The organism is Pseudoalteromonas prydzensis, from assembly GCF_001661495.1.
Lineage (GTDB): Bacteria > Pseudomonadota > Gammaproteobacteria > Enterobacterales > Alteromonadaceae > Pseudoalteromonas > Pseudoalteromonas prydzensis.
This window is the reverse complement of record NZ_BDDT01000003.1, coordinates 225,737-243,519: the sequence shown is the minus strand read 5'-3', so window position 1 is coordinate 243,519 and position 17,783 is coordinate 225,737. Positions and strand designations below refer to the sequence as shown.

Below are 17,783 nucleotides of genomic sequence, written 5' to 3'. Positions count from 1 at the left end.
TTTACTTATTACGAAACGCGCGACGTAAACCAACTAATGGTAATAATAACAGTGTATACCAAGGGAAACTAGCTGACTGACGTTCATAAGTATCTGTTTCAGGATCTGTACAGCTCTCAACTTCGCCATCAATTGGCGTTAATTTTACTGGTACGGCGATACTTTCGTATTCGATTTCGCCGTTAATATCTCGTACTACACCACCTAAAGAATCCGTTTTTTCAACTGTTTTGGTCGCAACACCAAAGATTTCATTGTTGTTGTTGATTACTTTTGCTTCTGAGACGACGTATTTATAACGGGTCTCACCATCGGCTTCGTAACACGGTAATAAATCATTGACGTTAGTGATTGTGTCTTCACCAATCTTATATAAGAAGCCTTCACGACGTCGTGAGCCAACATTAAATACATCGGTTTCACCTTCACCTACGATATAACCATTATCATTAATATCATTGGCGATTGACGCTGAGCTATTAAAGAAATCCGTTGGGAATACACTGCTATTGCTTGCTATATCATGGTAGAAAAACTTAAGTCGGTCTTCGCCTTCTATACGCTTAATACCGTAACCTACAATCACATCATTATTACTAATTGCCAGTGCTTTACCACCAGTCCAATCATCTTCTTGGTTAAGCATTTCAACAATTTTACCGTCTTTATAATAAACCGGTAAAGTACGAATTGTCGAAGAGCGATTGTTATCACGAATATCAGAAGAGCCGGCCACAATACCATTACTATTCACTGCAAGTGCATTACTTGTAAACGCAAAGTTATCATCGTCTTCGGGTGTTAACCCTAAACCTAATAACTCAGTATTGGTAATATTTAAGTTGCTGTCTAAACTCCATTTAACAGCGCGGGTATCAAATAAACGCGATGAAGTACTTCTTTGTAAACCTTCAATACACACAGATATGGGCTGGTCTTCACCATCGCAATTATCATCGATATTTTCTTGTCGATCAGCTGGGATACCCGTTGAAACTTGACCTACCACAATATAACCTGAATTTGTTTTTACAATATCATTGGCCATACTTAATCCACCGAATTCATCAAATTCGGGGACTAGCGGAACACTTAAGCCATCAGGAGAGACAATAATACCCCGAGAAATAAAATCGCGAACAAAACGAGTTTCTTCTTCAGTTTCACCATCTGGGGTAAAAACGGTTTTCTCATAGGGTGCACTGCCCCAACCGACTGCAATGCCGTCTTCTGCTACTGCATTATAAAAATTACTTACCGAGCGCGTTAAGCCATCATAATCTACTGATGCAATGTCAAACAGTACTTGCTCTTGGGCTTCGCCATTTAAAACATTGTAACCAATGATATTTGCCAGTTTTTGATATTCAGGGTTCGTTGCTTGCGCTGTTAGAAAACTCAGCATAAAACTGTGCGCGTCAGGATTGGTAGCCGCTGCATTATTGTTTTCAATATCATCTAGCGTAAAGGTAATTTGCTTATCAATTAACTCGAAATAGTCTTCTTGCTGATCGTAGGCCCTTTCGATTAAGCTATCTGTAAAATCGATATAACTTACATCAATAGGTAAATTGTAAATACCGTTAGCAAGACCAAGAATATGGCCACTTTCGCTGACATCTTTAACATAGTTATGCTTAGCGCCATCCAATGTACTCAGCTCGGTTAACTGATACGTTGCGCTAAGTGCCGATGTACTCATAGTAGCTAAAATACTAGCAGCGAGTAATTTATATTTCATTTTAGTCCTTACTACTGATTCTTTAAATCTTCAAGTTCTTCCCAGCGCTCCAAAGCGGCTTCAAGGTCAGACTCAAGTTGTGCTAAATGGTTCAATTCTTTGCTGGTTACACTGGCATCTTGTTTAAAGAAATCAGCATCATTAACCACAACTTGTTGCGCTTCTAGCGCTTGTTCAAGTTGCTCCAGCTTACTGGGTAATTGTTCTAATTCAAGTTTTAATTTGTAAGAGAGTTTATTCGCTTTATTCTCTGTTTTAGCAACTGGCGTTGGGGCGACTGTAATTTCTTTTTTAGCGGGTGTGCTTAGCTGTTTTTTTTGCTCTTGCGCCAAATAATTTACATACGCTTCGTAGTCACTATAACCACCCACAATATCGGTGATCACACCATTTCCTTCAAACGCCCAGACACTGGTACAAGTATTATCAATAAACTCTCGGTCATGGCTAACAATCAGCACAGTGCCTTGATATTGGTTAATAATATCTTCTAACAATTCTAGTGTCTCAATGTCCAAATCATTAGTTGGCTCATCCAGCACTAAAATATTTGACGGTTTAAGGAATAGCTTTGCAAGTAGTAAACGGTTCTTTTCACCACCTGATAATGCTTTAACTGGTGTACGCGCTCTCGCAGGCGGGAATAAAAAGTCTTGCAAATAACCCAGCACATGACGTGAACGACCATTCATCATCACTTCTTGCTTACCTTCTGCTACGTTATCTTGCACTGTCGCTTCTTCGTCTAACTTTTGACGGTACTGATCAAAATAAGCAAATTCAAGGTTAACGCCTTGTTTAACAACACCAGCATCTGCTGCAATATCACCAAACAGTAATTTCAATAAGGTTGTTTTACCAATCCCATTTGGACCCACTAAACCAATGCGATCACCACGCATAACGATGGTTGAGAAATCCTGAGCAATCACTTTGTCTTTATTAAATGCATGATTTAAGTGCTTAGCTTCAAATACTAATTTGCCAGAACGATCGGCAGTTTCTATATTGAAGTCAGTTTTACCCACTTGGTCAACACGTTGCTTACGTTCATTACGTAACTGTTTTAGTTCACGTACACGACCTTCATTACGTGTTCTACGTGCTTTAACACCTTGACGTATCCATGCTTCTTCTTCAGCTAAACGCTTATCAAATAACGCATTTTGTGTTTCTTCAACTTTTAAATCATGGGCTTTTTGCTCTAAATAAGTAGCATAATCACCTGGGTATGAAATTAACTTACCACGGTCTAAATCTAAAATACGGGTAGCCACAGCACGGATAAATGCACGGTCATGAGAAATAAATACAATGCCGCCTTTAAATTCTTTTAAAAACTGCTCAAGCCACATGACACTTTCCATGTCTAGGTGGTTAGTTGGTTCATCAAGTAGTAATAAATCAGGCTCGCTAACAAGCGCACGGGCAAGGGCAACTTTTCGTAACCAACCACCAGACAGTGACTCAAGTTTTGCTTCCGGAGAAAGCTCCAAACGGGTTAACACCAGTTGAATACGACTATCAAAGCGCCAACCATCTGCCGCTTCAAGCTGATTTGATAAGCGCTCTAATTTATTTAATAACTGATCTGTACACTCTGTTTGTAACTGTGTACTAACATGATGATAATCAATAAGTAAGTTTGCTATTTCAGGCATACCTTGAGCAACATAATCAAATACCGAGCCGCTGGCACCTTTGGGTGGATCTTGCTCAAGGCGCGATATTTTAATGCTGCCTAACTGATTTATATCGCCATCATCTAAAATAACTTGGCCATCGAGTACTTTTAATAAGGTTGATTTACCTGCACCGTTACGGCCAACCACACACACCCGTTCACCGGTTTCAATAACAGCATCGGCATTATCAAGTAACGGATGCGTGCCATACGCCAGTTGTGCTTTAGAAATTCTAATTAAATCCATATTCTCTGTTTACTCTTATTCTGTTTGCGTAAAAAACTGCCGCACATCTTGCGCAGTAAAAGGCCAAAATAATTGCAGGCCTTGTTCGCTTTTTAAAACCGGGATACTGGTTTGATATTCTGCTATAAGCGCTTCATCACTCATAATATCAACTAACTGTAATGAATCATCACCTAACAATGGCGTGATCAAACACTGTGCTTGTTCACAAAGGTGACAGCCATCAGTATGATATAAAACCCAACTAGCCATGTGTGATCAACCAGCTATTATGTATTTTTTTGTTGCGTTTAAAATCTGGTGAAATAGTTTTATCAGAAATATTAACGGCTTTTAAACCTAAACCAATCAACCCCACTTCATCCATGGTAAAACCGCGCATATTATTTGAGAAAATCAATGTGCCTGATGGACTGAGGATTTTTTTCACCCAAGTTAGTAGTTTGATATGATCATTTTGTACATCAAATGCGTCTTTCATACGTTTTGAGTTTGAAAACGTAGGTGGATCTAAAAAGATCAAATCATATTGGCTAGTGGCATGTTCAAGCCACTTCAAACAATCGGCTTGCTCAAAACGATAACGAGTATTACTGATATTATTCAGCTCAAAATTATCTTGCCCCCACTTTAAGTAGGTTTTTGATAAATCAACTGTGGTTATCGCTTTAGCGCCGCCTAAAGCTGCATGCACAGAGGCTGTACCTGTGTAAGCAAATAAGTTTAAGAACCGCTTATCTTTGGCGTTTTCTTGAATATAGCGACGCGCAAGGCGATGATCTAAAAACAACCCAGTGTCTAAGTAATCAAATAAGTTTACTTTAAATTTTGCACCAAACTCTTCAACTACTTGGGTACGATTTTGTTTAGCCATTGGTGTATATTGCTCTTCACCTTTTTGCTTTTTGCGAACTTTTACAGCAATATTTCCCGGCGCAATATTAAGTTGTTGTGCTGTTAATGAAATCACGTCTTGTAAACGTTTATGAGCTGTTGTGTCGTCAATTTCTTTCGGCGCAGCGTATTCAAAAATAACCGCAGAATCACCATAGACATCCACTGCAACATTGTATTCAGGAATATCAGCGTCATAAACACGATAAGCTTGAATATCATTTTGCTTAAGCCAATTTTTTAAGCCTTGTTTATTTTTCTTTACGCGATTGGCAAATGACATCGAGCCTTCAAAGTTCAAAGCGGGTTTATCTTCTGAACTTTGGCTTACTTGTTTATCATCTAACTGATATAAATTCAGCACGACATCAAGCGGACCATTTTTAAACTTATAGCGCTTGAGTTTTACCAGCTTTAATAATTTAAACAGGCTCTCATCCATGCCTAACAGCGCAAGTTTCCAGTTATTAAAATGTTTTTTAAAGCCAGTGCCTAACGCACTGTGTAAACTGACCAACTCCGCCATAGAACCAATACGCTCACCATAAGGCAAGTTTGAAATAACCACGCCCGGCAGTTTTGCGACCGAGGTAAGCTTAGTTGCATCGCTTTGTTTAAACTTGATCACATCACCCAAATCTGCTCTACGAGCATTATCAACCGCTTTGCTTAATACATTGGCATCATTGTCATGACCGATAAGCCACAACTTTGGATCGGTGATTTGCGCCGTTAACTGCTCTTTTAATTCTTTATACTTGGCGACTCTGAAACTTGGTAGGCGCTCAAATGCAAAACCCTCGCGAAATAAACCAGGAGCTTCATTACGTGCCATACCGGCGGCTTCAATTAAAATAGTACCGGCACCACAACATGGGTCGAATAATGGCTGCTGGACATTTTCAAGCCAACCACTGCGTTTGATAAGCGCCGCAGCTAAATGTTCTTTAATAGGTGCTTTACCTTGGCCTTCACGGTAGCCACGCTCAGATAAACGCGGGCCTGAATAATCAATATACATGGCAACGCCTTGACGCGATAAACGTGCAACAACACGTACATTAGCATCTTGTTTATCTACATTTGGGCGTTGTTCATATAAATCATTAAAATAATCAACAATGGCATCTTTGATGACTAAACCAGAAAATTGCGTATTTTTAAGCGCATCATTGGTGCCATTAAAGTCAACCGCAAATGTTTGGCTCGGTCCAAACCATTCTTGCCAAGGTTGCAAGCGAGCAAATTTATATAGGCTGTCTTTATCATTTACGCCCTCTTTCTCTTCGATCAACATAAGTACACGAGTTGCAAAGCGGCTCATTAAACACACTTTTTGTGCTAATGTAGTGTCACCTTCAAAGCGTACTGAACCCACTGTTTGCTTGGTCACCGTGGCGCCAATGTCAGTAAGTTCTTCAACCAATAAATTTTCGATTCCGATAGAAGTAAGTGCGATAAAATGCAAAGTAATAACCCTTGATAGCTAATTGCGCAGGATTATAACATAGGTTGGCAGACAAACACGCGATAAAGGCAGGAACTACAAAAAATATGCTTAAGCTGTTTTACTATTTTGAGCGTGATTATAGATTGGATGAACGCGATTATTAAGGACGCGGATGGCCTCGAATTGATTCAAGCTTAAGTTTTCATCTAACTGGAAGTGTTCGGCTAAACTAATACACAAAGAGGCGTCTTTGCAGTGCTCGATTATCAAAAATTCACCTGCTTGCAGTCGACTTTGTAGTTTAATTACCGCTTCGACACTTGGCTCACTGCCAGTATAAGGGTCAAAGAACCAACTTTTTGCCAACATCGGTTTTAAGTAAAACTTTGCAGCAGTAGCGTTGAGTGCTATTTGACACAGTTGCGCAGCTTTCCACACATTAAAACCATCAAGGTATTGATACACTTGCTGATAAAAAGCAGCGTCTGCTAAACTAAAGTTAGGGTCTGCAAGGACTGAATCGGTAAGTTGGCGGAGTTTATAAGGCGTGCACAGTTGCATATCTTGATCTAAATCGATCAACAAGCGATTTCGTACTGGACAAGCAATCCATTTCCATTGTTTTGATGCTTGTAACATGCGCTGTCTATGCTCCCTATAAATTAATCTTATGAATAGCGAATTATAGCGGCTTTTGACCAATTAATAAACATTTCTTTAGAACATTTATTGAATGATCAAAAGCTTAAATAACTGATCCTTATAAGCCTTGGAGGATCGTTTTTACCAATTGCGGACCTTTGTATATAAATCCTGTGTATACCTGTACAAGATCAGCACCTGCTGAAAACTTTTCTTTCGCGCTGGCTGCATCATCAATACCGCCAACACCTATGATTGGTAATTTCCCTGCTGTTAGGCGCTTTAACTCTTGTACGACGTGGGTTGAGCGCTCACGGACCGGTTGGCCTGACAAACCACCTGCTTCATTTGCATACTGCTGACCTTGCACTGCTGCACGCTCTAGTGTTGTGTTTGTTGCGATCACACCATCGATCTTATTGTTGATCAACGACTCACTAACTTGACCAATTTGTACTTCATCAAGATCAGGAGCGATCTTTACCAGCATAGGTACTTGCTTATTATGCTTAGCGATTAAATCTAATTGTTCGTTTTTTAAGCTTTGTAATAAGTCATCTAATGCAGCGCCATATTGTAGATCTCTAAGTCCAGGTGTATTTGGCGAGGAGATATTAACCGTAATGTAAGATGCATGCTCGAACACTTTGCGCATACAGTGGATATAATCGTCCTTACCCTGTTCATTCGGGGTATCTTTGTTTTTACCAATATTGATACCAAGAATACCATCGTATTTAGCAGCTTTAACGTTATTGATTAAATTATCAACCCCTTTATTGTTAAAGCCCATACGATTAATAATCGCATTAGATTCTGGCAGACGGAAAATACGCGGTTTCTCATTACCAGCTTGTGGCCGAGGTGTCACTGTGCCCACTTCAATAAAACCAAAACCCATTTTTGCAAACGCATCGATGCATTCAGCATTTTTATCAAGCCCAGCGGCTAAACCAACTGGATTTTTAAATTGTAAGCCTAAAAACTCTACGGGGCGATCTGCCACTGATTGCGACCATGCTGCACTGAATGGCGTATTATTAAAACGGCGTAAGTTATGCAGTGCAAATTCATGGGCCCATTCCGCATCACGGGTGAACATAAAACGGCGAGCTAGATCGTAAAACATGAAATAATCCTCTATATAAAAAAATACCCCAGACTAGGCTGGGGTATTGTATAACAATTTTAGTGATTAACTCATTATTTTCAGTTGAGAAAATAGTGTTGCACTAGTAATCGTTTATTTTGTTGACGTATCACAGTTATGACTCAGTAACATCAGCTCACGAAGCGCGACTGAGAACTTAGCAAAATCATGGCTTTGTGATGTTTTAAACTCAGCCAGCATTTGCTTCCAACGTTGTAGTAATAAATCTTGGCTATCCATCCACTGATCGATTTGACCATCAACATCTTTATCATCACCACTGAAGTTGTTTAACACCACTTCTGATAAAGTACGTTGTTGCCAATCAAGTTCTTCACGATAAGATGCGCGCGCCAATGCTTGCCAATGGTTTGCTACCGGTTGGTTAGTAATTTGATCTAAGAACCAATGTAATCCCATCCGCGCACCCAGTTTAAAGTAGGTGTTTGATACCATATCAATACTATGGCCAGAATTTGCAGCTACTTCCGCAAGATCCATTACTGAGAACAAGCTAGATAGCGACACAATGCGTGTTGCCAATTCTGCTGGAACTGCACTATCAATGAGTTTTTCAGCAGCTTTATCTAAACGTTCACTTTCTTTTTCAACCATGTAGCTCGTTAAGTTAGCACTTAAGTCAGCAAACGTTGGCGCGAAGAAAGCAATTGTTTGCTCAATATTCTGTGATTTATTACGGTGACGTAAGAACCAACGCGTTGCACGGCGTACCGTACGACGTAATTGATACAGCATTTCAGTTTGTACTGCAGCTGGGATCTTATTATCCAGCGCGACAATCGCTGACCACGTATCACGCATTTGGAATACTTCACTTGCAACCGAGTAACATAGTGCAACTTCAGCTTCATTAGCACCCGTTTCTTCATGCATACGTACCATGAAGTTAAGGCCCATATCGTTAACGATATTGTTAGCAAGTTTAGTTGCAATGATCTCTTTACGCAGTGGGTGATTATCCATCGCTGCATTAAATTTTTCACGCAGTGGTAATGGGAAAGATTTTACTAACAGCTGACGATAATACGGGTTTTCTGTAATCTCGTCTGTCACTAATGATTCTTTTAATACCATTTTCGCATAAGAAACAAGTACTGATAGCTCTGGACGAGTTAAATCTTTACCTGCTGCCGCGCGCTCGGCTAACTCTTCATCACTTGGAATAAATTCAATCGCACGGTTTAACTTGCCTTCTTTTTCAAGCGCATGAATAAAGCGTACTTTTTCTTTTAATGTTGATGAGCCTTTTGATTGTGTAATAGACAGTGTATGCGTTTGACGATAACAGTCTTTCAATACCAATTGCGCAACTTCATCAGTCATTGAGTACAGTAATTCATCACGTTGTTTACGGGTTAAATCACCAGCGGTTACTAAGCCGTTAAGTAAAATTTTGATATTTACTTCGTTATCAGAGCAGGCAACACCACCCACGTTATCAATAAAGTCAGTGTTGACACGACCGCCTTTCGCTGCAAATTCAATACGACCTAATTGCGTCGCACCTAAGTTACCACCTTCGCCAAATACTTTTGCACCTAGCTCACGGCCATTAATGCGCAGCGCATCATTAGCGCGATCGCCTACATCGGCATCGCTTTCTTTGCTGCTCTTAATGTATGTACCGATACCACCGTTCCAAAGTAAATCAAACTCCATCATCAAGCAGGCTTTGATCAATTCATTTGGTGTCATGCTGGCTTTTTTAGTGCCCAACATTTTTTTCATTTCAGATGTTAAGGTGATTGATTTGGCTGCACGTGAGAACACCCCACCGCCCGCTGAAATTAAGTCTTTGTTATAATCTTCCCACGATGAACGAGGTAGGTTAAACAAGCGCTCACGCTCTGGGTATGACGCCGCAGAATCTGGTGTCGGATCGATGAAAATATGTAAGTGGTTAAATGCTACTTGTAAGCGAATATGTTTAGATAACAACATGCCGTTACCAAATACATCCCCTGCCATGTCACCAATTGCAACTACGGTAAAGTCGGTTGTTTGCGTATCAATATCCATTTCACGGAAATGACGTTTAACTGACTCCCAACCACCTTTCGCTGTAATACCCATCTTCTTATGGTCATAACCGACGGAACCACCTGATGCAAACGCATCACCTAGCCAGAAGTTATATTCATTAGCAATGCCATTAGCAATATCTGAGAAGGTCGCTGTTCCCTTATCAGCTGCAACCACTAGGTAGGCATCATCTTCATCATGGCGCGTTACGTCAGTTGGTGGAACAATTTCACCTTGAATGATGTTATCCGTGATGTCTAATAAACCGCGAATAAAGATTTTGTAACACTCTTGGCCTTCTTTGAAAAAGGCATCACGATCTGTAGGTAATTGTTTACAAACAAAGCCACCTTTAGAACCAACCGGCACGATCACTGTATTTTTAACTTGTTGTGCTTTAACTAAGCCCAATACTTCTGTACGGAAATCTTCACGACGGTCAGACCAACGCAAACCACCACGCGCTACTTTACCGCCACGTAAGTGAACACCTTCTACACGTGGAGAATAAACAAAGATTTCAAATGCCGGTAATGGCAATGGCATGTCTGGGATCAAACTCGGGTTAACTTTAAATGACACATAGGACTTAAATTGACCTGTGGCATCTTTTTGGAAATAGTTAGTGCGCAGCGTAGCAATGATCATATCTACGTATAAACGAATAATACGGTCATCATCTAAGTTCGCTACGTTTTCAAGTTCTACATAGATTTGCGCAATTAGCTTATCCAGTGTTTTCACACTTGCAGGGCTTTTCACTGAGAACTTTTTAGCAAATAGATTAACAATTTGCGTACCAATATGTGGGTAGTTTGCTAACGTGCTTTCAATATAACTTTGCGAGAAAGTAACGCCAACTTGACGCATATATTTAGCGTAGGCACGTAAAATAGACGCTTCACGCCCAGTTAAGCCTCCCATTAACACTAAACGGTTAAAGCCATCGTTTTCTAAGCGGTTGCTCCATACACTAGTCAGTGCGGCACGAAAACGTGCTGATACTTTATCGAAGTCAGCAATGCCTTTACTATCAAGTAGCATAGAGAAATCCATGATCCAGTTAATACTACCATCACTGGTTTTAACTGAATAAGGCGTTTCACCAATTACACGTAAGCCAAAGTTTTCAAGCATTGGCATAACATCAGATAAGTGAATTGGCTCGTCTTTATGGAATAAGCTCAAACGAACAATATTGCTATTGGCTTCTTCTTGCGGACGGTAAAACAACATTTCCAGTTTGTTATCGTCATTAAGTAATTCAAGCTTTTCAATATCAACAACGGCTGCACTTGGTAGCACTTCGTCTTTATACGAACGAGCAAACGCATTGCAATACTTACGGTTAAGTTCATTACCGCGTGCTTCACCTGCTGATTCTAACAAGGCTGATTGTAATTTATCTTCCCAAGTACGAGCTGCTTCTACTAAATTATTTTCGATGTCTTTCACGTTATATTCTATATTGTTGTCAGTCACACGCACGGTATAGTGAGTACGCGCCAGTGTGGACTCAGAGAAGAAAGTAGTAAATTCGACTTTGTCGTCAGAATTAAATGCATTACCTAAAATAGACTGCGTTTCACGACGTAAGGCAGTGTTATAGCGCTCACGAGGTACATACACCATACAAGAAAAGAAACGGCCATAAGCATCTTTACGCACAAATAAACGGCACATGTCGCGCTCTTGTACTTGTAGTACACCCATCGCGACTTCAAGCAATTCACTTTCACGCGCTTGCACTAACTCGTCACGCGGATAAGTCTCAAGAATATTTAATACGGCTTTGTAAGCATGCGTCCCTTTGGCAAAATCACACATTTCCATAATGCGGTTAATTTTGCTTTTTAGCACAGGTACATCTGCGGCACTGTTATTGTAAAAGCTTGATGAGAATAAGCCGATAAAACGGTCTTCGCCAATGACGTTTCCTTCATCATCGAAGCGCTTGATACCAACATAATCAATGTAAGCTGGGCGATGTACGCGTGATAACGAATTGGTTTTGGTCAAGATCAGTAGATTACTGCTGCGCGCTTCTTGGCGAGCAAACTCAGGTAATTCAGACAGCAGACGAGAATGCTCTTCGGTAGAGTTTTTCATCAAACCTAAGCTGCCCTCAATTTTACCTTTAAGTTGGTAATCACCTTGTACTGGCGATAAATCGTATTGACGATAACCCATTAAGGTAAAGTTATCTTTGACTAACCAATCTAAGAATTCAACCGTTTCAGCCACTTCACTGGCATTGTTGTTGTGGTTACGCTTTGGTAATTCTTTACTAACCGCAATCAACTTTTTGCGAATTGGTTGCCAATCTTCTACCGCAGTAGAGACATCACTGAGCACTGACTCAAGTTCTTTTTTGAACGAGTCGATGACTGAGGAATCTGTTTGACGATCAATTTCAATAAAAAACACCGTTTTAGTCGAGCTCGACTCTTGTTCCGCTTTTAAATTAGAAACGGCTGAGATTTTGGCGTTTTTATCGCGTTGAATTTTAAGTGGACTGTGTAGTAGCAAGTGAGAAGCGATGTTTTCACGGCTCATGGCCATGCGCACCGAATCAACTAGAAATGGCATATCTTTAGCGATAATTTCTACGATTGTGTGCGATGACTGCCAGCCATCTTTTGCTACTTCAGGATTGAAAACGCGGACCACCGCATCATCAGAGGTATTTTTTTCTAGCGAGTTCCATAGGCTAAGTGCAGCGCCATATAAGTCACTATCATTGCGATGTGCCAAATCTTCTTTAGACATATTGCTGTACAAGGATTTGGCGAATTTCTCAACGAGTAACACATTATCAGCGTGAACTTTTTTCTGGATCAGCTTACAGACATTATCTAAGATAACCGAGGCTTGCCCTTCATTTCGTGTCATTACATGTTCCTTAAATCTATACCACCTACTTAGATGGAAAATTTGTACAGCAATTTATTGTGTGGAGTCAGGCAAATTCTAACCCTTTTAAAATTAATAAACAGCCCTTTCGATGAAAACATTTTAAGCATTTCAGCTATTTGGTCATCTATTCACAAATTATAGATATAAATGGCCCATACGGGCCATTTAGGAGCAAAATTATTCACATTATTTTTTCTGGTCAGTCCAGAGCAAACTACCAATTGCTGGTAAAAGTAACACTGCACCGAGCATATTCACCAAAAACATGAAGGTTAACAGTATTCCCATGTCTACTTGAAACTTCAGATCAGAGAAAATCCAGGTACTGACACCGATAGCCAAAGTAATACCAGTAAATAATACTGCACTACCGCGCTCAATAAGTGCATTGCGATACGCCACTGGTAATGCCACTCCTTGCTTCAATTGCCCCATCATAGATGACAAAATATAAATCCCGTAATCAACACCAATCCCCACGCCTAATGCAATCACTGGCAGGGTTGATACCGTCAAACCAATTTCCAGTTGTACCATCAACGCTTGCGCCAAGGTTGACACTATGTACAAAGGTAACACCACGGCAATAGTTGCTTTAACGCTCTTAAAGCTAATTAAGCATAAGATGATCACCGCACCATAAACATAGAGCATCATGGGTAATTGCGCTGCTGAGACTGACTCATTGGTTGCAGCCATTACGCCCACAGGCCCAGATGCCAATTTAAACTGTAGTGTGTCGGTTTGTTCCTCAAGGGCAAATTGCTTCACACTGGCAATGATATGCTCAATGGTTTGTGCCTTATGATCTTCTAAAAAGATTATCACTGGCATCACTGAGCAGTCACCGTTGAGTAAACCTGTGCTGGTTTCTACTCTGGCCGTTGATTGCACTAAACTTGCCGTATTACGTGGTAAGCTTTGCCACTTCAAATTACCTTCGTTATAGCCTGCATTAACTGATTGGGCAACAGAGCTCAAAGTCACAGCTGACTGAACCCCTTTAAGGTTTTCAACCTTATATTGAAAACGACTTATCCGTTCCATTACATCGTGCTCAGTACAGGCTGCGGGATACGCTTCAACAATCACTTTCAGAATATCTGATGAAATCGTGTACTTGTCCGATATTAAAAACGTATCTTGGTTATAACGCGCATCTTGATGCAATGACGGCGCACCAGCATGTAAATCACCAATATGCATTTTGCTGGCTTGCCAATACCCCAATGCAAATAGCACTGCGGTGCTAGCTATAATGATTTTAGCCCATTTAGGATCTGTGGTTTTCACGAGTAAATCACGCATAGCATCGAGCATATTAGGCTTGTTACTATTGCCTGATTGAATATGGACTGTGTTGTCAAAACGCATATAAGATGCCCACACAGGTAATAATACTAAGTTAGTGAAGATAATAACCGCAACACCTAAACTTGCCGTAATTGCCAGCTCACGAATAATACCAATATCAATGGTTAATAAGGTTAAAAAGCCAACCGTATCCGATAACAAAGCAATCCCACCTGGAATTAACAGAGCTCTGAAGCTTGCTTGACAACAGCTGCGAGTATCACTGCCTTGCTCTGCGACCTTTTTACCAATTGCATTAATCATTTGTACGCCATGACTGACGCCAATAGCAAATACCAAAAATGGCACTAAAATTGACATTGGATCTAAGCCAAACCCTAAGCTTGATAATAACCCCAACTGCCAGACCACAGCGATAATAGAACAAGTAATAGGTAAGATCGTGAGCTTCAAACTGCCACAAAATAACCACACCATGACGAAAGTAAAGGCAATTGCTATAGCAAAAAATAGCACAACGCCTTTCGCGCCTTCGGCAATATCACCAGCCATTTTCGCAAAACCAATGATATGAATACTGACTTTATCCGTACTTAATGGCGCTCTGATCTCACTTTCTAGCTTTTCTGCAAACGCTAAAGTATCCAGCTTTTCTTGTGTTTGTGGATCAGTTTCCATTAACTGCGCAGTGACCATTGCACATGAGTAATCTGACGCTATCATGCGGCCAACAACTTTGGCTTTCTCAATATTTTCTTTGACCACAGCCAAACCTCGTTGGTCAGCGGTAAAATTGGCAGGAATAATTGGTCCTCCCGCAAAGCCATCTTCAACAACTTCAACAAAACGTGCGCTTGGGGCAAAAATAGAATTCACTAAAGGACGGTTTACCCCTGGTATAAAATACAGTTGGTCGTGAACGGCTTTTAATTGCGTAAAAAATTCTGGATTGAAAATATCACCGCTATCATCACACACCGAGATCAAGATACTGTTTGCGCCACCAAATTGTTTTTCATGTTTTAAATACACTTTCATGTAATCATGATTAAGTGGAATATTTTTATTAAATGACGCATCCAGTTGGATTTGAGTGGCCTTAAAGCCTAAAAAACACGTTATAACAATAAAGCTCATCACCATCAGTAAGCGATGACGAAAAACAACTTTTTCTAAAAATTCTACGATCGCATGCATTATCTAGCCATCCCCTTCACTTTAATGCCATTTTCTGAAGCCATAATCAATTGCTTGTCGAAAATAACAGCATCCAAAATTGCTTTACCATCCGCTAACTGCTCAACTGTTAATTGGTCATTTATGTAATGAAAAATGACCCCACTGTTGGCAAGCAACAGCCAATGGTTTTCAGCGGCTTTAATGATACTGTTTACGGTGGCTGTTTTATTATTATCTATTTGTTGCCACTGTCCGTCTGGATGACGGCTAAAAATATTGCCGCGTAATCCCGCTACAATTTCCTCGCCACGTTCGTCACTGGCATAAGCAAAAAAAGACCCCATATAAATTTCTTCATCGCGTTGCCAGGTTTTACCGTCATCAGTACTGTGAGCAAGTAAGCCCATTTCACCAACCAGCATAAGTTTGTTGCCGGTTGCAACTATGCGATTAAAATGCGGCAGTATTGAGGCTGTTTCAGCTTCATAGGCATCTGGATCAGAGCCTTTTAAGTCATTTAAGTATTCTTGATCTTCTGTAAATAATAATGAATCTAGAAAACGTTTTTGCCAGTTTTCTCCACCATCTGTGGTTTCATAAAACATACCATAAGCGCCAACGGCAAAGCCGTGTTGCTCAGTGGTAAATAAAATATCTAAACAAGGTTTATCTAGTTGTGTGTTTACTTGTTGTAATTGCCAGTTAGCACCACCGTCTGTCGTGTTGATGATAGTTGCATCATGGCCACACGCCCAACCACGCTCACTGCCATTAAACGTAACCGCAGTTAATAATACCTGGGTTGGCACACTTGCTTGTTGCCAGTCTTTTGCATCAACACTTGTAATAACAGTGCCGTGCTTCCCTACAGCGACCAATTGCTTTCCTGTGTACTCAATATCAGTTAACAGCGTTTTATCTGCTTTTATTGCAGTAATAGCCGCAAGTGGTTCAGACGCTATTGATTGAGTTGAAAGGCTTGCAGCAACCGCAAGGCCTGCATAGAGCATGTACTTCATATATTTAAATCGCCTTGAAAGAGTGTGTTTGTCGGTATATAACGAGCAATTGGGGGGACCCAGTACGTGTCAGAGTGACAAACGCGATTTGGAACAAAAAAGCACCTGGTTCATGCCAGGTGCTTGAGTATATTAACGACCTTCGCGGCGCAGTGCGCTTGAGGTAAATTCATTATCGTTAAACGATTGTGAGAAATCGTACATTTTCTCTTGGTTATCTAAACCAATAGCAAGATAACGACGTGAGTTCAAATCATGGTACACATCAAGCGTGCTCCAGTTCGTCAGCGCATCATAATAGTTAATTGTATGCGCCATAGCGACACGGTACATTTGATCACGATTATCATAAATATCGGTTACTTGAACTTGCCAGCTATCTTCATCTATATAAAACACGCGTTTTTTATAGATGTGGCGTGTATCGCCTTTAAGATTAGCTTCCACCACCCAAACACGGTGCTTTTCATAGCGCACATGTTCAGGGTTGATATGTCCAGCCAACAAAATATCATCATACTGAAGCTTGTCGCTATGCAGTTTGTAGCTGTTATATGGAATATAAAGCTCTTGTTTGCCTTTTAACGTCCAAGTGTAACGATTTGGTGAACCATTAAACATGTCAAAATCATCTGTAGTACGTAGACTATCAGCCGCCGTTCCTGGTGCATCATACGCTACATTTGGCGCACGACGAACACGACGTTGCCCTGTATTGTAAGTCCATGCTTGGCGAGGTGTTAAAATTTGATCCATGGTTTCATGGACAAGTAATGCAGTCCCAGCTAAACGTGCTGGCTCTGTTACTTTTTGTTTAAATTTAAACAAAATATTAGATTCTTGCAGCTCTGCTGGCGTTGCCTTTGGATCTGAGTACTTCACTAATAATTGCTCATCAAAGCCAACCATGTTGTATGAGCCAGATGCAGTAGGTGCCGCTTGACCGCCAAAACGCTGAATAGACAATCCACGATACCGCAGTAAGTGGTTCCAAATCGCTTCTAAGCCAGTTTTAGGAATTGGGAACGGAATACCAATAGCGGTATTTTTGATGCCATTGCCCTCTTCAATGAGTTCAGCTGTAGGCGCGTATTGTTGAGTTGCATCATAAACAAACTGCGGATTTGAAGCACTACGATGAGTGGTATAGATGTTCATTTTAAACGTGTCAGGGTACGCTTCAAACAGCGCAACTTGGCCAGGGCTCAAGTTTGCTTTGTATTTTTCAACATTTGATTTATCAATGGTGAAAAGCACTTTATCACTGCCATATGGGTCAGGATGATGCATACCCGGCGAATAGCCTGCTGGCGGTGTTTTAATACCGCCAGTCCATGCTGGAATTGATCCATCAGCATTGGCTGCTTTTTCAGCACCTACAGGCGTTAAATCTGCGCCTAACCGTGCCACTTCTTCACTGGTCATTTTAGCAACTACCGCGGTTGTAGAGAATAAACTACATAGCGTCAGTGCAATGAGGGTAGGTTTTTTTATCATGATGATA

At 40.6% G+C, this 17,783-nt stretch carries 10 protein-coding genes; all 10 read right to left on the bottom strand.

Annotated elements, in window-relative coordinates; genetic code table 11:
• Window position 1: 1 nt before the first annotated feature.
• The 10 genes from A7968_RS08420 to A7968_RS08375 all read right to left on the bottom strand — a co-directional run bounded on the left by A7968_RS08420 (window position 2) and on the right by A7968_RS08375 (window position 17,776).
• Window positions 2-1,741 carry a DUF3466 family protein gene (locus tag A7968_RS08420; RefSeq protein WP_064666138.1) on the bottom strand — a complete coding sequence of 580 codons (1,740 nt, stop codon included), beginning with the start codon at window positions 1,739-1,741 and terminating at the stop codon, window positions 2-4.
• A gap of 11 nt (window positions 1,742-1,752) precedes the next feature.
• The gene (uup, locus tag A7968_RS08415; RefSeq protein WP_064666137.1) at window positions 1,753-3,672 is read right to left on the bottom strand and encodes an ATP-binding cassette ATPase Uup; all 1,920 of its coding nucleotides are present in this window, start codon (window positions 3,670-3,672) and stop codon (window positions 1,753-1,755) included.
• A 15-nt stretch (window positions 3,673-3,687) separates the two neighbouring features.
• A complete protein-coding gene (locus A7968_RS08410; protein WP_064666136.1) occupies window positions 3,688-3,924 on the bottom strand; it encodes a glutaredoxin family protein in 237 nt (78 codons plus the stop codon).
• Complete coding sequence (rlmKL, locus tag A7968_RS08405) at window positions 3,917-6,034, bottom strand: bifunctional 23S rRNA (guanine(2069)-N(7))-methyltransferase RlmK/23S rRNA (guanine(2445)-N(2))-methyltransferase RlmL (protein WP_064666135.1); 2,118 nt, start codon at window positions 6,032-6,034, stop codon at window positions 3,917-3,919. The genes A7968_RS08410 and rlmKL overlap by 8 nt, the downstream gene beginning before the upstream one ends.
• Window positions 6,035-6,124: 90 nt before the next feature.
• A complete protein-coding gene (locus tag A7968_RS08400) occupies window positions 6,125-6,655 on the bottom strand; it encodes a cell division protein ZapC domain-containing protein (RefSeq protein WP_064666134.1) in 531 nt (176 codons plus the stop codon).
• Window positions 6,656-6,776: 121 nt separating this feature from the next.
• Window positions 6,777-7,787, bottom strand: coding sequence for a quinone-dependent dihydroorotate dehydrogenase (pyrD, locus tag A7968_RS08395; protein WP_064666133.1), 1,011 nt, complete (start codon window positions 7,785-7,787; stop codon window positions 6,777-6,779).
• A gap of 114 nt (window positions 7,788-7,901) precedes the next feature.
• Entirely contained in the window at window positions 7,902-12,743 is a 4,842-nt protein-coding gene (locus A7968_RS08390) for an NAD-glutamate dehydrogenase (protein ID WP_064666132.1), read from the bottom strand.
• 210 nt (window positions 12,744-12,953) lie between these two features.
• Window positions 12,954-15,278: an efflux RND transporter permease subunit gene (locus tag A7968_RS08385; protein WP_064666131.1), complete on the bottom strand. Its 2,325-nt coding sequence runs from the start codon at window positions 15,276-15,278 to the stop codon at window positions 12,954-12,956.
• Entirely contained in the window at window positions 15,278-16,279 is a 1,002-nt protein-coding gene (locus tag A7968_RS08380) for a WD40/YVTN/BNR-like repeat-containing protein (protein WP_064666130.1), read from the bottom strand. Before A7968_RS08380 ends, A7968_RS08385 begins: the two co-directional genes overlap by 1 nt.
• A 132-nt stretch (window positions 16,280-16,411) precedes the next feature.
• The gene (locus tag A7968_RS08375; protein ID WP_064666129.1) at window positions 16,412-17,776 is read right to left on the bottom strand and encodes a DUF1329 domain-containing protein; all 1,365 of its coding nucleotides are present in this window, start codon (window positions 17,774-17,776) and stop codon (window positions 16,412-16,414) included.
• Window positions 17,777-17,783 lie beyond the last annotated feature (7 nt).